The following is a 24,044-nucleotide window of genomic DNA, read 5'->3' as shown; positions in this document are numbered from 1 at the left end:
TACCTAAGTACCTCAGGTCCTGCCTGAGTCGACGCAGGTCGCGTCACCGCGACGGGCTCTCTCGGACGTCGGCGACGCGTTCATGAAGCCCGGCGTTCCTCGCAGACGAACCAGACGATCTTGCCGAACGGTGCGGGATCGACGCCCCAACGCTCGGAGTAGGCCGAGACGATGGCCAGTCCGCGTCCGTGCTCCTCGTTCGGTCCCGCCGGTAGCGAGGTCGGTCAGACGGGGCTGTGGTCGGCCACCTCGCCCCGGACGCCACGGCCCTGCCGGTGCAGGGAGGGGATCATCGCAAACTTCGCGTGCACGACCGCGTTGGTCACGACCTCAGAGACCACCACGGCCATGTCGTCGGCCAGGCCGGACAGGTTCCACGTTGCGAGGGCTTCGCGTACAAGCCGGCGCGCGACGCTCGCCGTCTCGGGGGCGGCGGGCAGGTCCCAGTATGCCTCTCCGCCATCTCGTACGAGGGGCTGGGCGAACAGGTCCGCCCATGGAGAGCCGTCGGGCCGGCTCGTGACCGGATGGCGCGTGCCTCGATCGGAAGGAGAGGCATGCCTGTTCACCGTGCCCGTCCCGCCAGCAGTGCTGTCCAGAGCTTGTCCGCCTCTGCTCTTCGCAGCCGGGGGCTCTCGCTGACATGGGTGCCCGCGGACGAGCGCACGGCGCGGCGGATGAAGGCCAGGCCCGCCGCCTCGCACAGCTCGTATGACATAGGGGTGCAGCCGCAGGTGTGGCTTCTGACCCTGATGGAGGCGGCTCTGGCTATGGTCGCCGGCACCGCCTGGCTGACCGGCATGCGCCCCGGCCGCCTCCGGTCCGCGACGCCCGCGGCTCAACGGCGCTGACCGTGGTCACCGGGGGACCGCATGCCGAGCCACTGCTCGGCGCCCCAGGCCACGTACCGCTCTACCTCGGTGAACCCCAGCTTCGCCGCGAGACGCATCGAGCCGAGGTTGGCGGTCTGGGTGGTGAGCACCACCGGCTCGCCGGGAAGCGCACCGGCGAGCCGGCCGAGTGCCGCCGCGCACGCCTCGGCTGCGTAGCCGAATCCCCACGCCCGCGGCAGGAACAGGTAGCCGAGTTCGACCTTCCCCGCGGCAGCCGGCCGATGGTGCTCCGTCGCTCTCCTGAGCAGGACCTGACCGATCATCGACCCGTCGAGATCGACGACGAAGCTCCCTGGCCGCCGTCCGGGCGCCTCGGGCATCTCGCGCTCAAGCTCCTCACGCGGCCGGGGCCCGCCGAGGTAGGTGTGCACCTCTGGCGAGGCGAGCAGTTCGATGAACGCCGCACGGTCGCGGGCTTCGGGCTCACGGAGCACGAGCCGTTCGGTTCTGATCGGCTCGGGCGGCCAGGCCACGGGTCCGAGTTCTTCCATCCGCGGACGCTAACAGACGGTCGGCAGGAGCGAATCCCCTCGACGCGTGGGGGAGACCGGTGCCGAGGTGTGGTCAGACCGTCTTGACTCCTCCGTACGGCTCATGTGACGATCACCCCTGTTCCGCTGTCGATCTTGGGGGGTCGGCGAGACTCGTGACTGACACGCCGGCCTATCCCAGGTTCTCCTGGCGGGATCTGCGCTGGGCCCGGATCCGGGACGTGTTCGACGAGCGAAGACGCCTGCTGGCGTTGTTACGCTTCGGCCATCCTCGTACGCTGGCCGGCCTGTGCGTGACGGTGGTCGCGACGGTCGCCGCGGCGCCCCTGACCGCGATCTTCGCCCACCACGTGGTGGCCGCGATGTCCGCGCCTCCAGACGGCATGGCCCTGGTGTGGCCGGTGGCGGGATTCGCCGCCACGATGCTGGTGCGGCAGGTCGCCGAGATCATCGCACGGGCGCTGAAGGCGTCGGCGAGCCAGCGGATCGACGGCGTGGTGCGGTCCCGGGTCCGGCGGATCGCCCTGAGCCCGGATCGGATCGCCCACCTGGAGGATCCGGAGTTCCACGACGTGGCCGTACGCGCCGGCGATCAGGGCAACACCTGGCGGGTGCGTTCCCCCGGGTCTGCCGCCGTCGGGCAACTGGAGATCACCGCGCGGACGCTGTCGGCGGTGGCGATGACGGTGGTGCTGGCCGCGTACTTCCCCGTCCTGGCGGTGGCGCTGCTGGCGCTGTCGGTGCTGATCCGGTCGATCACCCGGCGGCAGTGGATGCATCTGGAGTCGGTCAAGGACGCGGCGACCCCCGAGCGGCGCAAGGTCGACTTCTGGGCGGACCTGGCGGCGGGGCCCGAGGCGGGCAAGGAGGTGCGGCTGTTCGGTCTCGCGGGGTGGGTGAGCGAGCGGCGGCTGGCCGCGCACCGCGCGTGGGAGGCCCACCACTGGCAGACCCGCCGGCGGGTGCTGCGCAGCCAGAAGGCCACCTTCCTGCTCGCGGCGCTGTGTGCGGGACTGGCCCTGCTGGTCCCGGGGCTGGCCGCGTGGGCCGGGGAGCTGAGCATCGCCGAGTTGTCGGCGTGCCTGGTGGCGGCCTGGGGGATCTTCTCGATCTCCGTGCTGGGCGTGGAGTCGTACGACATCGACTACGGCAAGACCGCGGTGGCGGCCCTGCGCACCCTGGAGGGCCTGACCGGCGCGGATCGGCATGCCCATCAGGAAAGCGCTTACCTTCCGGCGTTCCCGCACGCGCCCCTGGTGCGGTTCGAGGACGTGTCCTTCCACTATCCGGGCGCCGCCGCCCCCGTGCTGCGCGGGCTGAACCTGACCGTCCGGCCGGGCGAACGGCTGGCGATCGTCGGGGGCAGCGGGGCCGGCAAGACCACACTGGTCAAACTCCTGGCCAGCCTGTACGAGCCCACCGCGGGCCGGATCACCGCCGACGGAACGGATCTGCGGTCGCTGGACGCCACGGCATGGCGGCGCGGGATGACGGCGCTGTTCCAGGACTTCATCCACTATCCGCTCACCGCGCGCGACAACATCACGCTGGCCGCTCCCGAGGCCGCCGGGACCGGCGACGAAAAGCTCCTGGAGCTCGTACGGACGGGCGGCGCGCAACCGGTGCTGGACCGGCTGGAATCGGGCCTCGACACCGAACTGTGGCGGACCGGCAGCGACGGCCGTGACCTGTCAGGCGGGCAGTGGCAGAAACTCGCCGTGATCCGGGCCCTCCACGCGGTCCAACACGGACGGCGCCTGGTGATCCTCGACGAACCCACCGCCCACCTGGACGTCAAGGCCGAGGCCCAATTCCATGAGCAGGTGATCGGCTCGGTCGGGGACGCCTCGGTCGTGCTGATCTCGCATCGGCTTTCCACCGTCCGTCCCGCCGACCGGATTGTCCTGCTCCAGGACGGCCGGATCACCGAGGAGGGCTCCCACGACGACCTGATGACGCTCGGCGGCGAGTACGCCCGGCTCTTCCGGCTGCAGGCGTCGAGGTTCCACGAGCCGGGAGACGCCGAGCACGAGGGTATGGAGGACGCGCGATGACGCTGCGGGACAGCGCCCGGATGGCGCGGCACACCCTGGCGCTGAGCCTGCGCGCGGACCGTCGCGTGAGCATCACGGTGGGCGTCCTGGTGGTGCTGCAGGCCGGGCTGGCGGCCGGCATCGCCGCCGCCCAGCGGCACCTGGTCGACGCGGCCGGCGCCCATCTTGTCGGCGGACTGCTGGCCGCGGTCGCGCTGGGGACACTCGTCCACGCGCTGCAACTCATCGGGCAGCGCTTCTCCCACAACCTCCGCAACGATCTGCGCGACCGCATCCAGATGGCGCTGGAGCAGGAGATCACCGAGAGCGCGGCGCGGATCCCGACCATCACCCACCTGGAGCGGGCGGACTTCCTCAACCGGATCACCATGCTGCGCCGCGGGACGCTGGCCCTGTCGAAGACCGGGTGGGCGGCGGCGCACGCGATCTCCGCGCTGGTCGGGATCGGGCTGAGCCTGTGGTTGCTCATCGGAGTGCATCCCGTGCTCGCGCTCCTCCCGGTGGCGGCCGTCCCGATTCTGCCGCTGGCCAACCGGGCCATGCGGATGCGGCGTCAGGCACTCGACGCCACCGCCGAGCCGGTACGCCGGGAGAGCCTGCTCCACGACCTCTGCCTGAACCCCGACCCCGCCAAAGAGGTCTGGATCTCCGGCAACGGCGCGGAGCTGGACCGGCACGCGCGAACGTTGTGGGAGGAGGCGGCCGGCCTGGAGGCCCGCGCCCGGCTGCGCGGGATCGGCGGCGAGATCGGCGCCTGGGCGCTCTACTTCGTCATGCTGGCCGGCGCGTTGCTGGTCGTGGGCCGTCTGCTGGCCGGCGGACAGGCCACCCTCGGCGACGCGGTGCTGGTCATCTCGCTGGCCGGTCAGCTACGGCTGCAGCTTCAGGCCGCGGTCGAGGCCATCGCCCTGGTCGGCGACGGCGGCCGGGTGGCCGAACATCATCGCTGGCTCCTCGACTACGCGGCGGAGAACGGCGTCGCCCACTTCTCGTCGAGCGCACCGCACGGACGCGCCCCCGCTCCTGCGCGCCTGACCGGCGGCATCGAGTTGCGGGAGGTCTGCTTCTCCTACCCGGGCACCGCCACCAGAGTGCTCGACCACGTGAACCTCACCCTCCCGGCGGGCTCCTCGCTCGGCCTGGTCGGCATCAACGGCGCGGGCAAGTCCACCCTGATCAAGCTCCTCACCGGGGTGCACCGCCCCACCTCGGGCGCCATCCTGGTGGACGGCGTGGACCTGCGCGACCTCGACCCGTCCGCCTGGTCGGCCAGGTGCACCGGCACCTTGCAGGACTTCCTCAAGCTCCAGACGCCACTGGCCGAGTCCGTCGGAGCGGGGGACCTGTCCAGGATCGAGGACACCGCCCGGATCCGGCTGGCGCTGCGGCGCGCGGTCGCCGACGGGTTCGTGGACGCCCTCCCCGGGGGCCTGCGCACCCAGCTCGGACGGACCTTCGGCGGGGCCGAACTCTCCCACGGCCAATGGCAGCGCATCGCCCTGGCCCGCGGCCTCATGCGCGAGACGCCGTTGCTGCTCGTCCTGGACGAACCCACCGCGGCGCTCGACCCGCAGGCGGAACACGACCTCTTCGAGCTGTTCGCCGCCCAGACCCGCGACTCCGCGGGGCGGGGCGCGATCAGCGTGCTGGTCTCCCACCGGTTCTCGACCGTGCACATGGCCGACCACATCGTCGTGCTGTCGGAGGGCAGTGTCACCGAACAGGGCAGCCACACCCAGTTGCTCGCCGCGGACGGCGACTACGCCGACCTCTACCGCACCCAGGCACTCGCCTACCGGTAGCGGCGAGAGCGAAAGTTCTTGCGACGAGGACGTCGGCCCGTGCGTCCCTGGGAGGTGGAGTTCGAGGAGTTCGTCCGTGCCAGAGAAGTCATGCGCCGACGACGCGGTCGATCTGGTCCAGGAGGCGCTGCTCAGGCTGAGCTCCTCGTGGCGGCGGGTGCGCAGCAAGGACGACCCCGAGGGCTACGTGCGGACGATCATGGCCCGGCAGCAGGTGGGATCGGGCGCCGATGAGAAATGGCGCCGGCAGTCGTCTAAGTAGACGTCCGGTGAAAACGCGCTGCGCGCATCAAGGGAGAGCAACGGGATGAGACCACTTCGATACTCGATCAACGTCACGCTCGACGGCTGCTGCCATCACGAGGCAGGGCTCCCCCCAGACGAGGAGTCGATGCGTTACTGGACCGCTGAGATGGAGCGAGCCGATGCTCTGCTGTTCGGCCGGGTGACCTACGAGATGATGGAGTCGGCGTGGCGGAAGCCGGCCACGGACACGTGGCCTGACTGGATGGATGAGTGGCAGATCCCGTTCGCCGAGGCCATCGACCGGGCGAAGAAGTACGTCGTGTCGAGCACGCTGAGCGCGGTCGATTGGAATGCCGAGCTGGTGCGCGACGACTTCGGGCAAGCGGTTCAGCGGCTCAAGCAGGAGTCAGGCGAGGGCCTGTGGGTGGGTGGCGTGACGCTCCCCCTGGCGTTGGCAGATCTGGGACTGATCGACGAGTACGAGTTCCTTGTGCAGCCGGTCCTTGCCGGACACGGGCCGACGTTGCTCGCCGGTCTGCGCGAGCGCATCCAGCTCGAGCCCGTGGACCGCCGTGAGTTCCGATCGGGGGCGGTCGCCCAGCGATACCGGCCCACGCGAGTTACGGCTTGACGTGATTTATCCTGGCACGTTGGCCGCTCCCTCGCGACGGAACGACGGCTCGGAGTCGCGTTGGCCGCGCAAGCACACCGACTCTCCGACCGCAAGAACCCACTGCCGTCAAAACTCGGCGACCTCACCCCTCACCACACGAAGCCGCCTTCCCTGCCCCAGCAACAAACGCCTCCGCAACTCACGTACATAGCCAGTGATGCCCAGCGTGACAGCGGATGTCGCGGATCCGTGCCTCTGGAGCGCGAGCGATCGCGATCAGCACTCGGGCGTGGTGGGTGTCGTCTTCTGGACGCAGGACGGGGGTGTCCGCGTGGTGAACCTGGCCGCCGTACCTCAGGCGGCATCGTTCGGTTCCGTCGGCTGTCTACGGCAGGTGCCAGAACGGGCCGGTGAGGGCGCACTGGTCGAGGAGTTTCTGGTTGTGCTCGCGGCTGTGCGGCTGGAAGTCGGGGGCCAGGCGGTCGCCGTACCACGGGCCGGCCAGCCGCCAGACGGTGGGCGCGTCGGCGAGGTAGCCGGTGCCGGGCGCGTGGGCCGCGGTCCACTGCTCGGCGTGATCGCGGTCGCAGAAGGCGCGGATCATCGTGCAGGTGCCGACCACGTCGTCCCACCACTCCTCGGCGGGCCGCGGGAAGCGGACGGTGATGCCCGCCGGAGGCGGCGTGTCCGGGCCGGAGGTGAAACTGAGCGCGGTCCCGCAGTGCGGGCAGGCCGTGTCGATCCGGACGTCCAGGTCGAGGGCGGCGCTGATGCCGAAGGAGTCCCATGCGCAGCCGCCCCACCAGCGGCGGTCGTCGTGGCCGTCCAGCGGTGTCACCACGAACGCCATCGGCGCGGACGTGAACGGGTGCGCCATCCGCACCGCGTCGCCGTCGGGCGTCAGGACCAGGGCGTGGGCCGCCGCCAGGTCGTGCAAGATCCCGTGGACGGTCTCGACCGTGCTTCCGGTCCTGCGGGCCAGTTCGGCCATCGACGGCGCGCGTCCTTCGGAGGCGAACGTCTCATAGACAAGATCGCGGACTTTCCGTGACTCCGGCGTGTTCAAAGGTGTCTCCTGCTCCCGTGATCGACATCTGACTCTATTCCCGCGGGGAGACCCGCGTTGCCGCCGATCACGGTCGCGACCAGCATGTTCGAGGTTTTCGAACAGAACAGATGTTCGGGAATATCGAACATCGTTGGCTACCCTGGTGGCATGGCCAGCCGCACCGCGACGCGTCGCGGCCTTCCGGAGCCCAAAAGCGAGGCCGGCCAGGCGCTGCCGCGCCTCGCCGCCGTGGAGGAGTGAGCCCCCGACTGGGTGATTTGGTCGTTTTGTCGCATTTTGGGGGTATCCCTCTGCCGCCGTTGCCAACGGTCACGAAAACTGGAGGGACCGGAACACGAGGTGAGGGACAGTGCCCGCAGCGGCTGGCTCTCGGGTCTCAACGCTCGGAGGTTCACAGTGCGACGAGTGCTTCTCACCACTGCGCTGGCACTCACGGCCACGGCAGGGTTCACCGTCTCAACAGGCACGGCCACAGCCATCTCACCGGCACCGGAGAGCTCACCGACGTCGAGCGCCAGCCCGTTCGGTCCGGGCTGCGGCGCGCTCAAGGATGAGATGTCCCAGATCGCGAGCGAGCCCGCCGGCACGGCTGTCGGCCGGATCCCCGAACTCTCCGTGCTGGCATCCGGACTGGAGAAGTCGGGGCTGAAGGGGAAGCTGGACTCGGCCAAGGACGTCACCATCTTCGCGCCCAACAACAGCGCGTTCGAGAGCATCCCCGAAGAGGCCCGCAAGAAGCTCATGGAGAACAAGCAGGAGCTCGCCAAGATCATCTCCTACCACGTGGTGGAGGGCAAGGTGACTCCCGCCGAACTCGAGAGCGGCAAGCTCAAGACGATGCAGGGTGGGGAGCTGACCGTCAAGGGCACGGGAGAGAACCTCACCGTCAACGACGCGAAGGTCGTCTGCGGTGACGTGCCGACGAGCAACGCGACCATCTACATCATCGACAAGGTGCTGATGCCGCAGTGACACACCGGTGAACCGTCATCGGAGCCCGCGCACGGCCCGCCCACCGGCGGCCGTGCGCGGTCGTGTGCGCAGGCCGGCCGGACGCGCCAACAACCGGTCAAGACCGTGGCCGGGGCCGGGGGAGTCGTCCGCGCCCGGGTAGGGAGCCCGTTATGGCACTTCACTCGGTCAAAGGCCGGCTCGACCCGCTGGCTGACGTGTTCACGCTGCCGCTGAGTGAACGCGTCCTGCCCAAGCGGCGGCTGCCTGACACGGAGAGCGACCCGCGCGCGGTCTACGAGGCGATCCGCAGCGAACTGCTCCTCGACGGCAACTCCGGGCAGAACCTCGCGACCTTCTGCACCACGTGGAACAGCGAGGAGGCCCATCGGCTGATGGACCAGTGCCTCGACAAGAACATGATCGACAAGGACGAGTACCCGCAGACCGCCGAACTGGAGTCGCGGTGCGTGCAGATCCTGGCCGGTCTGTGGAACAGCACCGCCGACAACGCCATGGGCTGCTCCACCACCGGGTCGAGCGAGGCGGCGATGCTGGGCGGGCTGGCGCTGAAGTGGCGCTGGCGCGAACGGCGGCGGGCGGAGGGCAAGCCGGCCGACCGGCCGAACCTGGTGTGCGGGCCGGTGCAGGTGTGCTGGGAGAAGTTCGCCCGCTACTTCGACGTGGAGCTGCGGCAGGTGCCGCTGGAGCCGGGCGCGACGGGCCTGCGCCCGCACCAGCTCAAGGACCACGTGGACGAGAACACCATCGGGGTGGTGGCGATCCTCGGCGTCACCTTCACCTGCGACTACGAGCCCATCGCGGAGATCGCCGCGGAGCTGGACCGGATCCAGGCCGAGACCGGCCTGGACGTCCCCGTCCACGTGGACGCGGCCAGCGGCGGCTTCGTCGCGCCGTTCATCGAGCGCGACCTGGTGTGGGACTTCCGGATCGGCCGGGTCGCCTCGATCAACACCTCGGGCCACAAGTACGGCCTCGCGCCCCTCGGCTGCGGCTGGATCGTGTGGGCCGACGCCGGCCTCGTCCCCGAGGAGCTGATCTTCAAGGTGAACTACCTGGGCGGAGATCTGCCGACGTTCGCGCTCAACTTCTCCCGTCCCGGCGGGGAGATCATCGTCCAGTACTACGAGCTGATCAGGCTGGGCCGCGAGGGCTATCGCAAGATCCAGCAGGCCAGCGCCGACACCGCCCGGTTCCTCGCCGGCCGGATCGGCGCCATGGGCCCGTTCCGGCTGCTCTACGACGGGCACGGCGCGCTGCCCGCCGTCAGCTACGTCCTGAAGGACGACGTGCCCTTCACCCTGTACGACCTCACCGAGCACCTGCGGTGCAGAGGCTGGCAGGTGCCGTCCTACCCGCTGCCGCCGGACCGGCAGGACGAGACCGTGCAGCGGGTGCTGGTCCGGCACGGCATCGGCAGGGACGAGATCTCCCTGCTCGCCGACGACATCGAGCGCTCCGTCGCGCGGCTGACCGCCAGCGGCGGCATCGGCGCCCCGCACCAGCCGAGCTTCCACCACTGACGACCGGGCCGGCCGGGGCGTCGCACGACGCCTGGGCGATGCGCGGGCGGGCCGCCGAGCAGCGATGAAGCCGGTGTGAAGCCGGAACGCCGCCGCCGCGTGATCGAGTGCGGGAAAGCACCGCACGCCGTCCGAGGAGGCACGTTGCGACGTCTTCTTGCGCTGTCCGCCGCCGCTCTGACCGTTGTCACGGTGGGTGTCGCACCGATCCCGGCGGGCGCCACCACACCCACCGTGTCCGCGCCCGCCGGGCCCGTCGCTCCGCCGCCGTCGCCGGATCCGTCCACCGTGGATCCGGCGGCCCGCGACCGGGTGCTGCCCGGCGGCTGGCGCTCCTCGGCCGACATCGCGTGGACGACCGGCGGCGACGCGACCGGATTCCACGTGCTGGCGGCGGACGCGCGGTCGGGATACACGTGGCGGACGGCGGCGACGCTGGCCGAGCCGGGCTTCGACACGGACCGGTGGATCGGCAACGCCTGCCTGACCGGTTCCGGACGGCGGCCGGTCGTGGTGTACGCGCCGCGGCCGGCACCGGGATCAGCAATTTCTCCCCGCGCATCACCGTCGGACACAACTGTTCGGCGTGGACGGTGATGATGAGCAAGGCCGGCCGGGTCAACCGGGCCTGCGGCGTCGCCCTGGACCAGGAGTACTGCACCCCGCCGAAGTGATCGCGCCCGGTGAGGCGGTGCCGCACCGCCTCACCGGGTCGCCGTGTTACTTCTTCGGGACGTAGAGCCGGATGTCGGTCAGGCTCGCGCTGCCCTCGTAGACGTTGGTGTACAGGTCGCCGATCACGAAGTAGTCGGGATAGGCGGACCCGGCTGGCCACTGGTCGGGCCAGGTCGTGCTGCCGTGGTTGTCGTTCTGCACGAGGTTGCCGTTGAAGCGGCCGTCGTACTCCTCCGCCTTGACGTTGTAGTGCCAGATCGGGTTGTTGCCGACGACGAACGGCCGGTGGAAGCGCACCGTCTTCTTGCCCACCCGGGCGAAGTTGCCGCTGGCCTCCAGCGTGTAGCCGGTCTCGTCACGTTCGATGGCGAAGGTGTAGTACTCGTTGGGCATCAGCTCGGGCTGCAGTTCGGCGGCCGAGGAGAGCTGCTGCTCGGCCACACCGCCCGAGCAGGTGCTCATGAACCACTGGGAGTTGCCCGCCAGGCCGCCCTTGCCCGGCGTCCAGTTGGGCATGCCGCTGATCCACATGTTGACGGTGTTGAAGCTGCTGTCGCGGTAGTTGTAGTACTCGCCGGTGTTGGAGTCGCAGACGCGGCCGCCCGTGCCGGTGCCCACGCGGTCGGGGTGCTGGGAGAAGGAGTCCATCAGCACCTTGCGGCGGTAGTGCCAGAAGTGGTTGTTACGCGGCGCGGGGTCGGCGAAGTCCACGATCGTCATGAAGTGGAAGCCGTTGTAGCCGTAGCGGCCCTCCCGTACGTCCTGCCAGTCGCAGTAGGGAGAGGAGGCGTCGCCGTTCCAGCCCGGGCTGCGCGAGCCCTCGCCCCAGGGGTGCTGGGTCTTGCAGCCCTCGGCCGAGTAGCCGTTGATGCGGCCGTCGTACTCGATGGAGCCGTTGCGCTTGCCGCCGAAGTCGAGCGTCTTGAGCTTGTACTCGACCCGGTACTTGTCCGGCAGGGCGTTCGTCGGGCGGAAGATCGCGCCGCCCGTGTGGTCGGGCACCGTGAGCTCGGCCACGGGGCCGCCCTTGATCACCTTCCTGGTGATGGCGGGCGGGGCCTCGATCACGCCGTCCTTGTTCCAGTCGCGGGCCGACAACGAGGCGGTCAGCCAGCCGTCCTTGCCGACCTTGAACTCCTTGCGGTACGTGTCGAAGGACTCGAAGGCCGTGTTCCACGCCGGGCCGTAGTCGTTCTGGTACCACTGACCCGAGTCGTCCATGATCGTGTCGAACGGCTCGCTGTGGGTCTCCTTGACCCACGGCGCGTCACCGAGCGGCTTGGCGAAGTTCTCCTGGTAGAGCAGCCGCCAGCCCGTTTTGGCCTCGGCGGGCGGGTTGATGGCCAGGGGAGCCAGTGCCACCACTGCCGCCAGAAGACCACGGGTCGCGATTTTTCGGGACATATTTGCCTCCAAAAGGGGGGTTAGAAGCTGCCGTCGGGGTCGTAGTACTGGGCCGCGTTCTCCTTGGTGACCATCGGCGAGGGGACCACGGTGTCCTTCTCCGCCTGCGCGCCGCCCAGGATCTCGACGGCCCGGTCCAGGCCCTTGCTGCCGATCACGTCGGCGTCGTTGAGCCCGGTGACCAGGTAGTTCGTGCCGTCCTGGATCGCCTTGAGCGCCTCGTTCTGGCCGTCGACGCCCGCGATGACGATCTGCTCGGACTTGCCGGCGTCGGCGATGGCCCGCTGCGCGCCCAGGCACATCGCGTCGTTCTCGCAGAAGACCGCCTTGAGGTCGCCGTGCTGGGCGAGCAGGCTCTCCATGACCGACAGGCCGCCGTCCGAGCTCCAGTTGCCGAAGTCCGGTGCCTCGACGAGCGTGATGCCCTGGGCGGTGCCGAGCGCCGACTTCAGTCCTTCGGTGCGGGCCAGGCCGATCGTGTTGTCCGCCGGGCCGCCCTTGATGATGCCGACCTTGCCGCCGTCCGACAGGCGCTGGGCGAGGAACTGGCCGTTCTGCACGCCGATCGCCTTGTTGTCGGGGCCGATCCAGCTCGTGTACTCGCCGGTGGCGAACTTGCGGTCCACCAGGACGACGGGCTTGCCCGCCTGCTTGATCGCGTTCAGGGCGGCGGGCGCCGACTCCAGCGGGCCTCCGGAGATGATGATCGCGTCGACGTTCTTGCTGAGCAGGTCCTCGACGTTCGAGGCCAGCCTGGCGGCGTCGCCGTTGGCGTCGGTGCTGATGACCTCGACGTTCCCCTTCTTCTTCGCCTGGGCGGCGATGGCCTTGTCCATGCCGCTGAAGTAGGGGCCGCTGAGCAGGAAGTTGGCGACGCCGATGGTGTGGGTGCCGTCGTCCTGGCTGCCCGCGGAGGAGCAGGCGGTCAGGCCGAGACAGGCGGCGACGAGGAGGATTCGTAGCTTCATCACTTTCTCCGAACGAGGATGACGACGATGATGATCAAGCCCTTGAGCACCTGTTGCCAGAAGCTCTGCACGCCGTACAGGTTGAGCAGGTTGTTGATGAGGACCAGGACGAGCACGCCGCCGAACGTGGCCCGCACCGAGCCGCGTCCGCCCGACAGGCTGGCGCCGCCGATGACGCAGGCGGCGATCGCGTCGAGCTCGAAGGCCACGCCGACGCTGGGTTGCGCGATGCCGACCCGGCTGGCCAGGACCACCCCGGCCAGCCCGGCGCAGGCGCCGCTGATCGCGTACGCGAGGATCACGTGCTTGCGGACGTCGATGCCGGCCAGCCGCACGGTCTCGGCGTTGCCGCCGATGGCGATGACCGACCGGCCGGCGGGCGTGCGGGACAGGAACACCCCGCCCGCGACGAAGACCGCGGCCATGATGACGGTGATGAGCGGGACGGGACCGATCATGGCCGAGCCGAGCGTGAGGAAGGCCGGGTCACTCGGGGTGACGGGCACCTCGGAGTAGACGAACGCCAGGCCGCGGATCGTGGTGAGCGAGGCCAGCGTCACCACGAACGGCGCGAGCCCGAACCGGGCCACCAGCGTGCCGTTGACCAGCCCGAACGCGATGCCGGCCGCCACGCCCACGACCATCGCGACCGGGATGGGCAGCCCCGCCGACAGCCCCGCGGCGAGGATGCCGGAGAAGGCCACCACGGACCCGACCGACAGGTCGATGCCGCCGGTGAGGATCACCACGAGCATGCCGAAGGCCAGCAGGCCCGTCGTGACCATCTGTTTGAGCAGGTTGGTGAGGTTGACCGAGGTGAGGAAGGTGTCGGAGGTCGTGGCGGCCACCACCACGAGCAGCACGACGACGGCCGCGGAGATCGCCTCGACGGTGACGTCCCGTCCGCGCAGGACGAGGCGGGGGGAGGCGGCGGTCATATGAGGGTTCCCATCGAGTGGGCGAGGATCTCGTCCTCGCTGGTCTGGTCCGAACGCAGTTCGCCGGCGATCCGGCCGTGCGCCATCACGAGCACGCGGTCGCTCGCCCCGATCACCTCGGTGAGGTCGGAGGAGATGAGCAGCACGGCCACGCCGTCACGGGCGAGGGCGTCGATGATGCGGTAGATCTCCACGCGGGTGGCCATGTCCACGCCGCGGGTGGGCTCGTCCAGCAGGAGCACGCGCGGATTCTTGAGCAGCCACTTGGCCAGCACCGCCTTCTGCTGGTTGCCGCCGCTCAGGTGCTCCACCGCCATGGGCGCGCAACCTTCCGGCCGGATGCCCAGCCGGTCGATCATGCCGCCGATCCGCTCGCGCTGCCCGGCCAGGTCGATGAGCGGGCCCTCGAGCGTGGTGAGCGCGATGTTGTCGCGCACGGACATGCCGAGCACGAGCCCGGTGCGCTTGCGGTCCTCGGTGACCAGCGCCAGTCCTGCGGCGATCGCCTCGGCGGGGGAGCCGTAGGCGCCGCTGCCCGCGCCGGCCGGCTCGGCGCCGAACACGCAGCGGGCCAGTTCGCTGCGTCCCGACCCGACGAGCCCGAACATGCCCACGACCTCGCCCGCCCGCAGCGTGAACGACACGTCGTGGAACTCGCCCGCCCTGGTGAGCCCGGACACCTCAAGCCGGGGCTCGCCGGGTTCGGGGCGGCGGTCGGGGTAGATCTGCTCCAGCTTCCGGCCCGCCATGAGCCTGATCAGGTCGTCCTCGCTGGTACGCGCGGGCTCGGTGGTCTCGATGACCCGGCCGTCCTTGATCACGACGATGGAGTCGGCCAGGTCGAGCACCTCGGCCAGCCGGTGCGAGACGTAGATCACCAGGACGCCGCGCTCCCGCAGCCGCCTGATCAGCGCGAACAGCGAGTCGAGGTCGCGCCCGGAGAGCACCGCCGACGGCTCGTCCAGGATCAGCACGCGTGGCTCGGTCACCAGCGCCTTGGCGATCTCGACCATCTGCTGGCGGGCCACGGTCAGGTGTTCGGCCCGCGTGCGCGGGTCGATCGCGCCGAACCCGATCGACTCAAGCAGCGCGGCGGCCCTGGCGTGCGCGGCGGGCCAGTCGATGAGGCCGCGCCGCCGGGGGAAGTCGCCCATGAGCAGGTTCTCGGTGACCGACAGGCCGGGGACCAGTGTCAGCTCCTGGTAGACGGTCCTGATGCCGCGCCGGTGCGCGTCGTGCGGGGAGCGCAGGCGGACGTCCTCGTCGTCGATCCGCATCTCGCCCGCGCTCATCGGCTGGGCCCCGGCCAGGATTCTGATCAGCGTCGACTTGCCCGCCCCGTTGGCGCCCACCACGGCCAGCACCTCGCCGAAGCGCCCCTCCAGGTCGATCCCGTGGAGCACCCCGACGCCCGCGTAGTCCTTGGTGACGCCGCGCAGCACGAGACTCATCCGAGCGCCTCCATGACGATGATCGTCTTCTGGCGGGTGAACTCCAGCGCCGTGTCGTGCACGCCCTCCCGGTAGCCGCCGGTGTCCTTGGTGCCGCCGAACGGCAGGTTCTCGGCCCGCAGCGCGGTGGAGCCGTTGATCACCACGCCGCCGACGTCGAGCTTGCTCGCGATCGTGAACGCGCGGGAGATGTCGCGGGTGAAGACCGCCGCCTGCAGCCCGTACGGCGAGGCGTTGGCCAGCCGCACCGCCTCCATCGGGTCGGTGAAGGAGGCCACCGGGGCGACCGGCCCGAAGATCTCCTCGGCGAACGCCGCGCTGGAGACGGGCACGTCGGACAGCACGGCCGGCGCGTAGAAGGCGCCCTGCCGGCCGCCGCCGGTGACCAGCGTGGCCCCGTCGGCGACGAGCCTGTGCACGGCGGCCTCGACCCGCTCGGCCGCCTCCTCCGCGATCAGCGGGCCGACGTCGGTCGATTCCAGCAACTGGTCGCCGACGGTGAGCTTGCGGGTCTCGTCGAGCAGTGCCGCCATGAAGTCGTCGTGGACGGCCCGCTCGGCGTACACACGCTTGACGGCGCAGCAGATCTGCCCGTTGCCCCTGGCCAGGCGGCCGAGCACGACGGCGCGGGCGGCCTCGGTCAGGTCGGCGTCGGCGCAGACGATCAGGGCGTCGTTGCCGCCGAGCTCCAGGAAGACCTTCTTCAGCGTGTCGGCCCCGCGCCTGGCCAGTTCCCTGCCGGCGGTCGTGCTGCCGGTGAGCGACACGGCCGCGATGCCGGGCAGTTCGGCCAGGAGCTGGGAGACGCGTACGCCGCCGGTGACCACCTGGTGGGCGTGCGGCGGGGCACCGGCCTGCGCCACCAGTTCGGCCACCCGGAGCACGGCGAGCGGGCAGCGCGCGGGCGGCTGCACGACCACGGCGTTGCCCGCGGCGAGCGCGGCGGCGGCCTTGTGCGCGTACAGCTCGACGGGGTAGTTGAAGGGCACGACGGCCGCCACGACGCCGAGGGGCTCGCGCCTGGTCACCGCGAGGTGGCGCTCCAGCCCCGGCACCGCGTCCAGCGGGATCTGCCTGCCGAACAACCGGGTCGCCTCGCCCGCGTAGCCACGGAAGATGCGCACGGCGGCGGCCACCTCGCCGCGCGTCTGCAGGATGGGCTTGCCGTTCTCGGCGGCCAGCAGCAGCGCGAGACTCTCCGACTCGGCCTCGACCAGGTCGGCCACCCGCCGCAGCAGCGCCTCACGCTCGTACGCGGGCAGGCCGGCCATCTCCCGCTGCCCGGCCTGCGCGGTGTCGACCACGCTCACCACGCGTTCCTCGGTGCACGATTCGACCTCGCCGAGCAATTCGCCGGTGCCGGGATTACGGACCTCGATCATGTAGGTGTCCCCTGTTACGACAATGTGGACGCATCCTGTAATTACAGGATGCTAGGATGTTAGGCAAGAGGCGGGCTGTTCGAAATGTCTAGAGTTGGGCCATCCCAGCCCACTCGGAGCAGCAGATGATCCTCACCCACGACCTCGGCACCACCGGCGACAAGGCGGCGATGTTCGGCGACGACGGCACGCTCACCGCGATGAGCACGGCGCGCTACCCGACCGCGTTCGGGCCCGGCGGCCGGGCCGAGCAGTCGCCGCTCGACTGGTGGGACGCGGTGCTCCGCTCGACGCGTGACCTGCTCGACCGCACGGGCACGGCCCCGGCCGAGATCACCTGCGTGTCGTTCTCCGGCCAGATGATGGGCGCGGTCTTCCTCGACGGCCACGGCGAGCCGGTCCGCCCGGCGATCATCTGGGCCGACACCCGCTCCGCGGACCAGTGCGAGCGCCTGCTCGACCGCATCCCGATGGACCGGGTCTACGGGCTGACCGGCCACCGGCTCAACGCCACGTACTCGCTGACGAAGGTGCTCTGGGTGCGCCGCCACGAGCCGGCCGCGTACGCCGCGACCCGGGCGATTGTGCAGGCCAAGGACTTCGTCGCGTACCGGCTGACCGGCCGCCTCGTGACCGATCCGTCCGACGCGTCCGGCACCAACGCCTTCGACCAGGTGGCCGGCGGCTGGTCGGAGGAGATTCTGCAGGCCGCCGACGTCCCGATGGCGCTGTGGCCGGAGATCGTCCCGTCCACCACCGTGATCGGCCGCGTCACGCATGAGGCCGCCGCGCTCACGGGGCTCGCCCAGGGCACTCCGGTGGTCATCGGCGGCGGCGACGGACCGTGCGCCGCGACCGGCGCGGGCGTGGTGGCGCCCGACGGGTCCGCCTACGCCTACCTGGGCTCCTCCTCCTGGATCTCGCTGGCCGCCGACGCCCCGCTGCTCGACCCCGGCATGCGCACGATGACGTTCAACCACGTCGTGCCCGGCCGTTACGTGCCCACCGCCACGATGCAGGCCGGCGGCGCGTCACTGGAGTGGATCAGCGAGGTGCTCGCCGCCCCGCACGCCGACCTGCTCGCCGCCGCGGCACAGGTCGAGGCCGCCGGGGACGGCCTGTTCTTCCTGCCCCACCTGCTCGGGGAGCGTTCGCCGTACTGGAACCCCAAGGCGCGGGCCGCCTTCGTCGGGCTGGCCCGTCACCACGAGCGCGCCCACCTGACCCGGGCCGTGCTGGAGGGCGTGGCCATGAACCTGCTGACCGGGCTGCGGGCGTTCACCGGCAACGGCACCGCGATCGAGCGCATCGACGCGGTCGGCGGGGCGGCCGTGGCCGCGGAGGTGCTGCGCGTGCTGGCCGACGTCTGGGGCCTGCCGGTACGCCGCCGCACGAACGTCGAGGCCAACTGCCTGGGCGCGGCGATCGTGGGCGGGGTCGCGATGGGCGTCTTCGACGGTTTCGGCGTCGCGCCCGGCCTCTCGGCCACCGAACCGGCGATCTTGCCAGACAAGATCGTTCACGAGCGATACATTCGCCAGTATCGCCGCTTCCTCGACGCCTACGCCCGGCTGGAGCCGTGGTTCAATGAGCACTGAGATCTTGTCCCGGCACCCCGCCGGGGCCGGCACCGGCCCCGAGATCATGCGGTTTCTCGGCGTCACGACCGCGCAGTCGTCGATCCATGGCCTGTTCCCCCGCTGGGCCCGGGCCCTCGGGCTGCCCGCCGCCCGCCTGATCGGGCAGGACCTGCCGCTCGGCAGCCCGCCGGAGGTCTACCGCGCCGCGGTGGCCGGCCTCGCCGCCGACCCGCGCACCCGCGGCGCGCTCATCACCAGCCACAAGACCGGCGTGCACGCCGCCGCGGCCGACCTGTTCGACGAACTCGACGACCACGCCACGCTCTGCGGGGAGATCTCCCTCATCACCAAGCACGACGGACGGCTGCGGGGCGCGGCCAGAGACGTCGTGACGGCGGGCCGCGCACTGCGCGAGCTGCTGGCCCCCGACCACTTCGCCAGGACCGGCGGCCACGCGCTGTGCCTCGGCGCCGGCGGGGCCGGCCTGGCGATCGCCGTCATGCTGCTGCACCGCCACACCGACCGGCCGGGCCGCCTGCTGGTGTCGGACGTGCTGCCCGAGCGGCTGCGCAAGGTGCACGAACTGGCGCAGACCCTCGGCACGCCGGTGGACGTGCGGTGCGACCCGTCCGGTGACGGCCTGCTGGCCGGCCTGCCCGCCGGGTCGCTCGTCATCAACGCCACCGGCATGGGCAAGGACCGGCCCGGATCGCCGCTCGGCGACACCGCGCCGTTCCCCCGGGAGGCCGTCGTATGGGAGCTGAACTATCGGGGGCCGCTCACCTTCCTGCGCCAGGCCGGGCGGCAGGCCGCGGAGCGGGGGCTGCGGGTGGCGGACGGGTGGCGCTATTTCCTGCACGGCTGGGCCGACCACATCGGCGGCGTCTATGGGACCTCGATCGGCGAGGAGACGTTCGCCCGGCTGGACACGATCGCACACATCTCAGGGGAGTCATGACCACACAGCGGCTGGACCGGGAGTCGTTCGTCCCGATGTACTACCAGCTCCAGCAGGCCCTCATCCACGACATGGACGAGGGGGTGCACCGCCCCGGCGACCGCCTGCCCAGCGAGAGCGAGCTCTGCGACTCCTACGGCGTGTCGCGGACCGTGGTCAGGCAGGCGCTGCGCGAGCTGGAGATCGGCGGGCGCATCGTGCGCAGGAAGGGCCAGGGGTCGTTCGTGACACCGCCCAAGACCTCCGAACTGCTCGTCCAGACCCTCACCGGCCTGCACGAGGACGTCACCTCGCGCGGCGGCACCATGCGCAGCGAGGTACGCCGCCTGGAACGGGTACCGGCCACGCCGGAGGTCGCCGCCGAGCTGGCGATCGCGCCGGGCGACCCGGTCATCGTCCTCGACCGGTTGCGGTTCGTGGACGAGATCCCGTGGGTGGTGGTGGTGACGTACCTGCCGTACGCGTTGTGCCCGCGGCTGCTGGAGGAGGATCTGACCCATCAGTCGCTGTACGCGCTCCTGGAGGACGAGTACGGGATCGAGATCTCCTGGGGGCGGCGGCAGGTGGAGGCGGTGCCCGCGCCCGCGGCGGTGGCCCGGTCGCTGGACATCCGCCGCGACAGCCCGATCCTCCTGCTGTCCAGCACGTCGTACGCGCCGGACGGACGGCCCGTCGAGTACTTCGTCGCCTCGCACCGGGGCGACCTGAGCCGGTTCGAGGTGCGGTTGGAACGGCGCAGGGGAGCACCCCGCAACCCCCTGCTCACCGTGCAGTCCGCCGGCACCTGACGGTCGCGCCCTGGTGCCGTGCGCCGAGGTCCGCGAAGTCGCGGGGCCGCCGCCCGAGCACCTGGTGGACGCCGTCGTGCAGGCGCGCGTACACGCCCCGGCGGATGGCCTCGAACGTCTCCAGCGACCAGTTCAGCGCCTGCTCGGAGACACCGCGGGCCGTCATCCGCGCCAGCCAGGCTTCGACCGGCTCGTCCACGTAGACGGCCGGACGCCCGCCGCGCCGGGAGGCGATCTCGAGCAGTTCGGCGTAGGACAGGGCGCGTGGGCCCGACAGGTCGTAGGTCCGTCCGGCGTGGCCGTCGGTGGTCAGCACGCGCACCGCGACGTCGGCGATGTCGGCGACGTCGATGGGCGCGGTGCGCGGTCGCGGGCCCAGCGGCAGCCGCAGTTCCCCGCTCTCCGGCGGGGTGACGAAGTTCTGCTGGAAGGCGCCCGGCCGCAGGATCGTCCAGTCCAGGCCCGGCCGGCGCACGGGCACCTCGCGGGAGGCCATCGGCACGCTCCCGTAGCCCGCGCTCAGACCGGACAGCAGCACGATCCGCCGGATCCCGTCCGCCCGGTCCAGGAACGAGCCCACCCGCCCGGCGCGGAACCCCGGGTCCTCGGGCGTCACCAGGTAGGCCGCCGTGACGCCGTCGGCGACGGGACCCCAGGTGCCGGGATCGTCCCAGTCGAAAGGTAGCGGGGCGGATCGCGAAACCGCCCGCACCCGCACACCCCGGGCCTTCAGCCCGGCGACCACGAGACGGCCCGTCCTGCCGGTCGCCCCGAGAACAAGAACAGTCATGGCTCCAGCCAATCCCCGGCCGGGGCCGCAAGCCATGGGTGAACGGCTCGACCACCTTCGTGATGCTTACACTTTCCGGAATGGAGGCGCTGGCCAGGCTGCTGCGGGCGGTACGGGCGGACGGCGCGGTGCTGCGGCAGTCGTTCCTGGCCCCGCCGTGGTCGTTGCTCAACGAGGAAGCACCCCCGCTGACGCTCTACACGGTGCTGCGCGGCAGCACCTGGGTGGTGCCCCGGGAAGGGCGGGCGGCGCTGCTCACCGCCGGGGACACCGCGCTGCTGCGAGGCCCGGCACCGCACCGGGTCGCCGACGACCCGGGCACGCCCCCGCAGGTCGTGATCCACCACGGCGTGCGGTGCACCCGTCTGGACACCCGGCCGCGTTCGGCCGGCGAACCCCTCGACCTGGTCACCGGCGCCTACCGCAGCACCGACGACGTCGGGCGCAGGCTGATCAGCGCGTTGCCCGAGATGCTGACGGTCCGCGCCGAGCCCGGCACGGCGGTCGGCATCCTGCTCGCCGAGGAGTTGGCCGTCCGCGAGGCGGGCCAGGACCTCGTGCTCGATCGGCTGCTGGACCTGCTGCTCGTCCGCACCCTGCGCGCCTGGTTCGGCCGGCCGGACGCCGCGCCGCCCGCCTGGTACCTCGCCCTCGGCGACCCCGTGATCGGCCCCGTGCTGCGCGCGATGCACGCCGAGCCGGCGCGGCCCTGGAACGTCGGCCTGCTCGCGGCCACGGCCGGGCTCTCCCGGGCGAGCTTCACCCGCCGCTTCACCGCGCTGGTCGAGCAGCCCCCGATGACCTACCTGACCGGCTGGCGGATGACCCTGGCCGCCGAGCTGCTGCGCGAGCCGGGCGCGAAGGTCGCCTCGGTCGCCCGCAGGGTCGGATACACCGACGGCTTCGCGTTCAGCAGCGCCTTCAAGCGCTTTCACGGCACCAGCCCGGGTCTGCTCCGCCGTCGTGACCCGGCGGGGTGAGGCCGCGGGCAGGCACAGCGGTCAGGAACCGGACAGCGAATGGTCTGGGAACCGGTCAGTCGTAGCGCCGACGCTCGTCAGGTTGGTCCCGCGCCGTTGAGGAAGGCTGATCGAACGTGACCGAGCGCGTACGCGTGGCTGTGCTGGCGGGCGGGCCGTCCGCCGAACACGAGGTGTCGCTGCAGTCGGCGCAGGCGGTGCTCGACGCCCTGCCGAGGGAGCTGTACGAGCCCGTCGCCGTCATCATCGACCGGCGCGGCCGGTGGCCGGTGGAGCTGCGGCGCGACCTGGCGGACGTGGTCTTCCCCGTGCTGCACGGGCCGTTCGGCGAGGACGGCGTCGTCCAGGGGCACCTGGAGACGCTGGGCCTGCCGTACGTGGGCTGCGGCGTCCTGGCCTCGGCGGTGGCCATGAACAAGGTCGCGATGCGGCGGGCCTTCCTGGCGGAGGGCATTCCGGTCACCCCGTACGTGTGGTTCAGCGAGCACGAATGGCGCACCAGCACCGACCACTGGGCGCTGGTGAAGTCGCTCGACTGGCCGATGTACGTCAAACCGGCCGGTCTGGGCTCCTCCATCGGCATCTCGCGGGTCACGTCCATGGAGGAACTGCGCGCGGGGGTGGAGCTGGCGCTGGCCCACGACCGGATGGTCATCGTCGAGCAGGGCGTGAGCGCGCGCGAGCTCATCTGCGGCGTGCTCGGCGACCACGACACCCCGGACGCGTCGGCGCCCGGCGAGCTGATCGTGCCCGGCGACTGGCTCGACTACGAGGCCAAGTACCTCAGCCGGGCCGAGATCGCCGCCATCCCCGCCGTGCTGCCGGAACGGGTGGCCGACGACGTGCGCGAGCTGGCCCTGCGCGCCTTCCGGGCGATCGGCGGCTACGGCCTGTCCCGGGTCGACTTCCTCCACGAGCAGGACACGGGACGCCTGTACGTGCTGGAGATCAACACCATGCCCGGCTTCACCGCCCGTTCCGTCTACGCCAGGGCGTGGGCCGCGAGCGGGGTCCCGTACCCGGAGCTGCTGCGCCGGCTCATCGACCTCGCGTTCGCCAGGAGCGGCTCGTGATCCCCATGACGCTGACCGAGATCGCGCGGGTGGTCGGCGCCCGCCTGGACGACGTGCCCGACCCGGCGGCGCCGGTGACGGCGCCCTCGGCGGTCGACTCCCGCGAGGTGCTGCCCGGCGGCCTGTTCGCCGCGACGGCCGGGGCGCGCGTCGACGGTCACGACTACGCGGCCCGTGCCGTCGCGGGCGGGGCCGTCGCCGTGCTGGCCGCGCGGCCCGTCGGCGTGCCCGCTCTCGTGGTGGCGGACGTCCAGCTCGCGCTCGGCCTGCTGGCCAGGCACGTGCTCGAACAGATCAGCCCGACCGTGATCGCGCTGACCGGCTCCGTGGGCAAGACCACGACCAAGGACCTGCTGGCCCAGCTCCTCGAACGGCACGCCGCGACGGTCGCCACCGACAGGTCGTTCAACAACGAGCTCGGGCTGCCGCTCACCGTGCTGCGCGCCGACGCCGCCACCCGGAATCTGGTGCTGGAGATGGGTGCGGGCCGCAAGGGCGACCTGACGTACCTGACCGGGCTCGCGCCGCCCCAGGTCGGGCTGGTGCTCAACGTCGGCACCGCGCATGTGGAGCGGATGGGGACCGGGCTCGCCGACGTGGCCCAGGCCAAGGGCGAGCTGGTCGAGGCGCTCCCGGCGGACGGGTTCGCGCTGCTCAACGCCGACGACCCGTACGTCATGGGCATGGCCGCCCGCACCAGGGCCACGATCGTGCGGTACGGGAAGTCGGCGCAGGTGCGGGCCGAGGACGTGCGGCTGGACGACCGGGCGCGACCCGCGTTCGAGCTGGTGACGCCCACCGGCCGGGCCCCGGTCCGGCTCGACCTCGTCGGCGCGCACCAGGTGGGCAACGCCCTGGCCGCCGCCGCCGTGGCCACCGTGCTCGGCCTGGGCGTCGCCGAGATCGCCGACGGGCTGACCGCCGCACGGCGACGCTCCGGGGGACGGCTGGAGGTCGTCGAACGGCCGGACGGCGTCACCGTCGTCAACGACGCCTACAACGCCAACCCCGAGTCCATGCGGGCCGGGCTGCGGGCGGCGAAGGCCCTGGCCGGGAGCCGGCGGACCGTCGCCGTACTCGGCGCGATGGGACAACAGGCGGACGCCTCGCGCGCCCGGCACGCGGAGGTGGGCCGGCTCGTCGCCGGCCTGCGCTACGACGTGCTGATCGCGGTCGGGGCGGGGGATCCGGTCGCGATGGCGGAGGCCGCGCGCGCCTCGGACCAGGGCGTGGCCGTCCATGCCGTCGAGGACGTGGCCGGGGCCGTCCGGCTGGCCACCGCGCTGGTCGAACCGGGGGACGTGGTGTTCGTCAAGGCGTCCAGCGAGATCGGGCTCGCCGCCTGCGCCCGCGCGCTCGCGACGCCGCCGGGCTGAGCACGGCCGGCTGGACAA

Annotated in this window: 24 protein-coding genes; 14 read left to right on the top strand and 10 right to left on the bottom strand. The window is 71.3% G+C overall.

The genetic code is table 11. The features are described 5' to 3' along the window. Positions 1–224: 224 nt before the first annotated feature. The 3 genes from FAF44_RS08605 to FAF44_RS08595 all read right to left on the bottom strand — a co-directional run bounded on the left by FAF44_RS08605 (position 225) and on the right by FAF44_RS08595 (position 1,384). Positions 225–569, bottom strand: coding sequence for an ATP-binding protein (locus FAF44_RS08605; RefSeq protein ID WP_237102504.1), 345 nt, complete (start codon positions 567–569; stop codon positions 225–227). After that, complete coding sequence (locus tag FAF44_RS08600) at positions 566–718, bottom strand: hypothetical protein (RefSeq protein ID WP_237102503.1); 153 nt, start codon at positions 716–718, stop codon at positions 566–568. Before FAF44_RS08600 ends, FAF44_RS08605 begins: the two co-directional genes overlap by 4 nt. Before the next feature lie 120 nt (positions 719–838). Next, the gene (locus FAF44_RS08595; RefSeq protein ID WP_237102502.1) at positions 839–1,384 is read right to left on the bottom strand and encodes a GNAT family N-acetyltransferase; all 546 of its coding nucleotides are present in this window, start codon (positions 1,382–1,384) and stop codon (positions 839–841) included. Between the two features lie 155 nt (positions 1,385–1,539). Here FAF44_RS08595 and FAF44_RS08590 point away from each other — a divergent pair, with 155 nt between their 5' ends. From FAF44_RS08590 to FAF44_RS08575, 4 genes are all read left to right on the top strand, one after another. Beyond that, positions 1,540–3,438, top strand: coding sequence for an ABC transporter ATP-binding protein (locus FAF44_RS08590; RefSeq protein WP_237102501.1), 1,899 nt, complete (start codon positions 1,540–1,542; stop codon positions 3,436–3,438). Beyond that, the gene (locus FAF44_RS08585; protein ID WP_237102500.1) at positions 3,435–5,240 is read left to right on the top strand and encodes an ABC transporter ATP-binding protein; all 1,806 of its coding nucleotides are present in this window, start codon (positions 3,435–3,437) and stop codon (positions 5,238–5,240) included. Before FAF44_RS08590 ends, FAF44_RS08585 begins: the two co-directional genes overlap by 4 nt. Positions 5,241–5,316: 76 nt before the next feature. Beyond that, on the top strand, positions 5,317–5,502 hold the full coding sequence (locus tag FAF44_RS08580; RefSeq protein WP_237102499.1) for a sigma factor: 186 nt from the start codon (positions 5,317–5,319) through the stop codon (positions 5,500–5,502). Positions 5,503–5,547: 45 nt separating this feature from the next. After that, complete coding sequence (locus tag FAF44_RS08575; protein WP_237102498.1) at positions 5,548–6,117, top strand: dihydrofolate reductase family protein; 570 nt, start codon at positions 5,548–5,550, stop codon at positions 6,115–6,117. A gap of 367 nt (positions 6,118–6,484) precedes the next feature. Here the strand turns inward: FAF44_RS08575 and merB are convergent, their stop codons facing one another. Continuing rightward, entirely contained in the window at positions 6,485–7,165 is a 681-nt protein-coding gene (gene merB, locus FAF44_RS08570; protein WP_237102497.1) for an organomercurial lyase, read from the bottom strand. A gap of 57 nt (positions 7,166–7,222) precedes the next feature. Here merB and FAF44_RS08565 point away from each other — a divergent pair, with 57 nt between their 5' ends. The 4 genes from FAF44_RS08565 to FAF44_RS08550 all read left to right on the top strand — a co-directional run bounded on the left by FAF44_RS08565 (position 7,223) and on the right by FAF44_RS08550 (position 10,260). Further along, positions 7,223–7,408, top strand: coding sequence for a hypothetical protein (locus FAF44_RS08565; RefSeq protein ID WP_237102496.1), 186 nt, complete (start codon positions 7,223–7,225; stop codon positions 7,406–7,408). A gap of 315 nt (positions 7,409–7,723) precedes the next feature. Further along, on the top strand, positions 7,724–8,140 hold the full coding sequence (locus FAF44_RS08560; protein ID WP_237102495.1) for a fasciclin domain-containing protein: 417 nt from the start codon (positions 7,724–7,726) through the stop codon (positions 8,138–8,140). A 152-nt stretch (positions 8,141–8,292) separates the two neighbouring features. Continuing rightward, positions 8,293–9,663 carry a glutamate decarboxylase gene (locus FAF44_RS08555; RefSeq protein WP_237102494.1) on the top strand — a complete coding sequence of 457 codons (1,371 nt, stop codon included), beginning with the start codon at positions 8,293–8,295 and terminating at the stop codon, positions 9,661–9,663. A gap of 144 nt (positions 9,664–9,807) precedes the next feature. Continuing rightward, the gene (locus FAF44_RS08550; RefSeq protein ID WP_237102493.1) at positions 9,808–10,260 is read left to right on the top strand and encodes a hypothetical protein; all 453 of its coding nucleotides are present in this window, start codon (positions 9,808–9,810) and stop codon (positions 10,258–10,260) included. 123 nt (positions 10,261–10,383) lie between these two features. On the opposite strand, the gene FAF44_RS08545 is transcribed toward FAF44_RS08550, so the two are convergent. The 5 genes from FAF44_RS08545 to FAF44_RS08525 form a co-directional block, all read right to left on the bottom strand. Beyond that, entirely contained in the window at positions 10,384–11,700 is a 1,317-nt protein-coding gene (locus tag FAF44_RS08545; protein ID WP_237102492.1) for a hypothetical protein, read from the bottom strand. Positions 11,701–11,762: 62 nt separating this feature from the next. After that, complete coding sequence (locus FAF44_RS08540; RefSeq protein ID WP_237102491.1) at positions 11,763–12,710, bottom strand: substrate-binding domain-containing protein; 948 nt, start codon at positions 12,708–12,710, stop codon at positions 11,763–11,765. Beyond that, positions 12,710–13,648 (bottom strand): ABC transporter permease, encoded by a 939-nt coding sequence (locus tag FAF44_RS08535; protein WP_237102490.1) that lies wholly within the window; start codon positions 13,646–13,648, stop codon positions 12,710–12,712. Before FAF44_RS08535 ends, FAF44_RS08540 begins: the two co-directional genes overlap by 1 nt. Continuing rightward, the gene (locus tag FAF44_RS08530) at positions 13,645–15,099 is read right to left on the bottom strand and encodes a sugar ABC transporter ATP-binding protein (RefSeq protein WP_237102489.1); all 1,455 of its coding nucleotides are present in this window, start codon (positions 15,097–15,099) and stop codon (positions 13,645–13,647) included. The genes FAF44_RS08535 and FAF44_RS08530 overlap by 4 nt, the downstream gene beginning before the upstream one ends. Further along, positions 15,096–16,481 (bottom strand): aldehyde dehydrogenase family protein, encoded by a 1,386-nt coding sequence (locus FAF44_RS08525; RefSeq protein ID WP_237102488.1) that lies wholly within the window; start codon positions 16,479–16,481, stop codon positions 15,096–15,098. The genes FAF44_RS08530 and FAF44_RS08525 overlap by 4 nt, the downstream gene beginning before the upstream one ends. Positions 16,482–16,606: 125 nt before the next feature. Here FAF44_RS08525 and FAF44_RS08520 point away from each other — a divergent pair, with 125 nt between their 5' ends. Genes FAF44_RS08520 through FAF44_RS08510 form a run of 3 tightly spaced genes read left to right on the top strand, consistent with a single transcriptional unit; the run spans position 16,607 to position 19,807 of the window. Further along, complete coding sequence (locus tag FAF44_RS08520; RefSeq protein WP_237102487.1) at positions 16,607–18,079, top strand: FGGY-family carbohydrate kinase; 1,473 nt, start codon at positions 16,607–16,609, stop codon at positions 18,077–18,079. Further along, positions 18,069–19,019 (top strand): hypothetical protein, encoded by a 951-nt coding sequence (locus FAF44_RS08515; protein WP_237102486.1) that lies wholly within the window; start codon positions 18,069–18,071, stop codon positions 19,017–19,019. The genes FAF44_RS08520 and FAF44_RS08515 overlap by 11 nt, the downstream gene beginning before the upstream one ends. Then, positions 19,016–19,807, top strand: coding sequence for a GntR family transcriptional regulator (locus FAF44_RS08510; protein ID WP_237102485.1), 792 nt, complete (start codon positions 19,016–19,018; stop codon positions 19,805–19,807). Before FAF44_RS08515 ends, FAF44_RS08510 begins: the two co-directional genes overlap by 4 nt. Here FAF44_RS08510 and FAF44_RS08505 read toward each other — a convergent pair. Then, on the bottom strand, positions 19,782–20,597 hold the full coding sequence (locus FAF44_RS08505) for a hypothetical protein (protein ID WP_237102484.1): 816 nt from the start codon (positions 20,595–20,597) through the stop codon (positions 19,782–19,784). The genes FAF44_RS08510 and FAF44_RS08505 overlap by 26 nt on opposite strands. Before the next feature lie 80 nt (positions 20,598–20,677). Between FAF44_RS08505 and FAF44_RS08500 the strand changes: the two genes are divergently transcribed. From FAF44_RS08500 to murF, 3 genes are all read left to right on the top strand, one after another. Further along, positions 20,678–21,577: an AraC family transcriptional regulator gene (locus FAF44_RS08500; RefSeq protein WP_237102483.1), complete on the top strand. Its 900-nt coding sequence runs from the start codon at positions 20,678–20,680 to the stop codon at positions 21,575–21,577. Positions 21,578–21,693: 116 nt separating this feature from the next. Then, the gene (locus tag FAF44_RS08495) at positions 21,694–22,650 is read left to right on the top strand and encodes a D-alanine--D-alanine ligase family protein (RefSeq protein WP_237102482.1); all 957 of its coding nucleotides are present in this window, start codon (positions 21,694–21,696) and stop codon (positions 22,648–22,650) included. A 5-nt stretch (positions 22,651–22,655) separates the two neighbouring features. Further along, positions 22,656–24,026 carry a UDP-N-acetylmuramoyl-tripeptide--D-alanyl-D-alanine ligase gene (gene murF, locus FAF44_RS08490; protein WP_237102604.1) on the top strand — a complete coding sequence of 457 codons (1,371 nt, stop codon included), beginning with the start codon at positions 22,656–22,658 and terminating at the stop codon, positions 24,024–24,026. Positions 24,027–24,044: the final 18 nt, after the last annotated feature.

The organism is Nonomuraea sp. MG754425, from assembly GCF_021699195.1.
GTDB lineage: Bacteria > Actinomycetota > Actinomycetes > Streptosporangiales > Streptosporangiaceae > Nonomuraea.
Note: the sequence above shows the minus strand (reverse complement) of the source record. Positions and strands in the feature narration are given on the sequence as shown.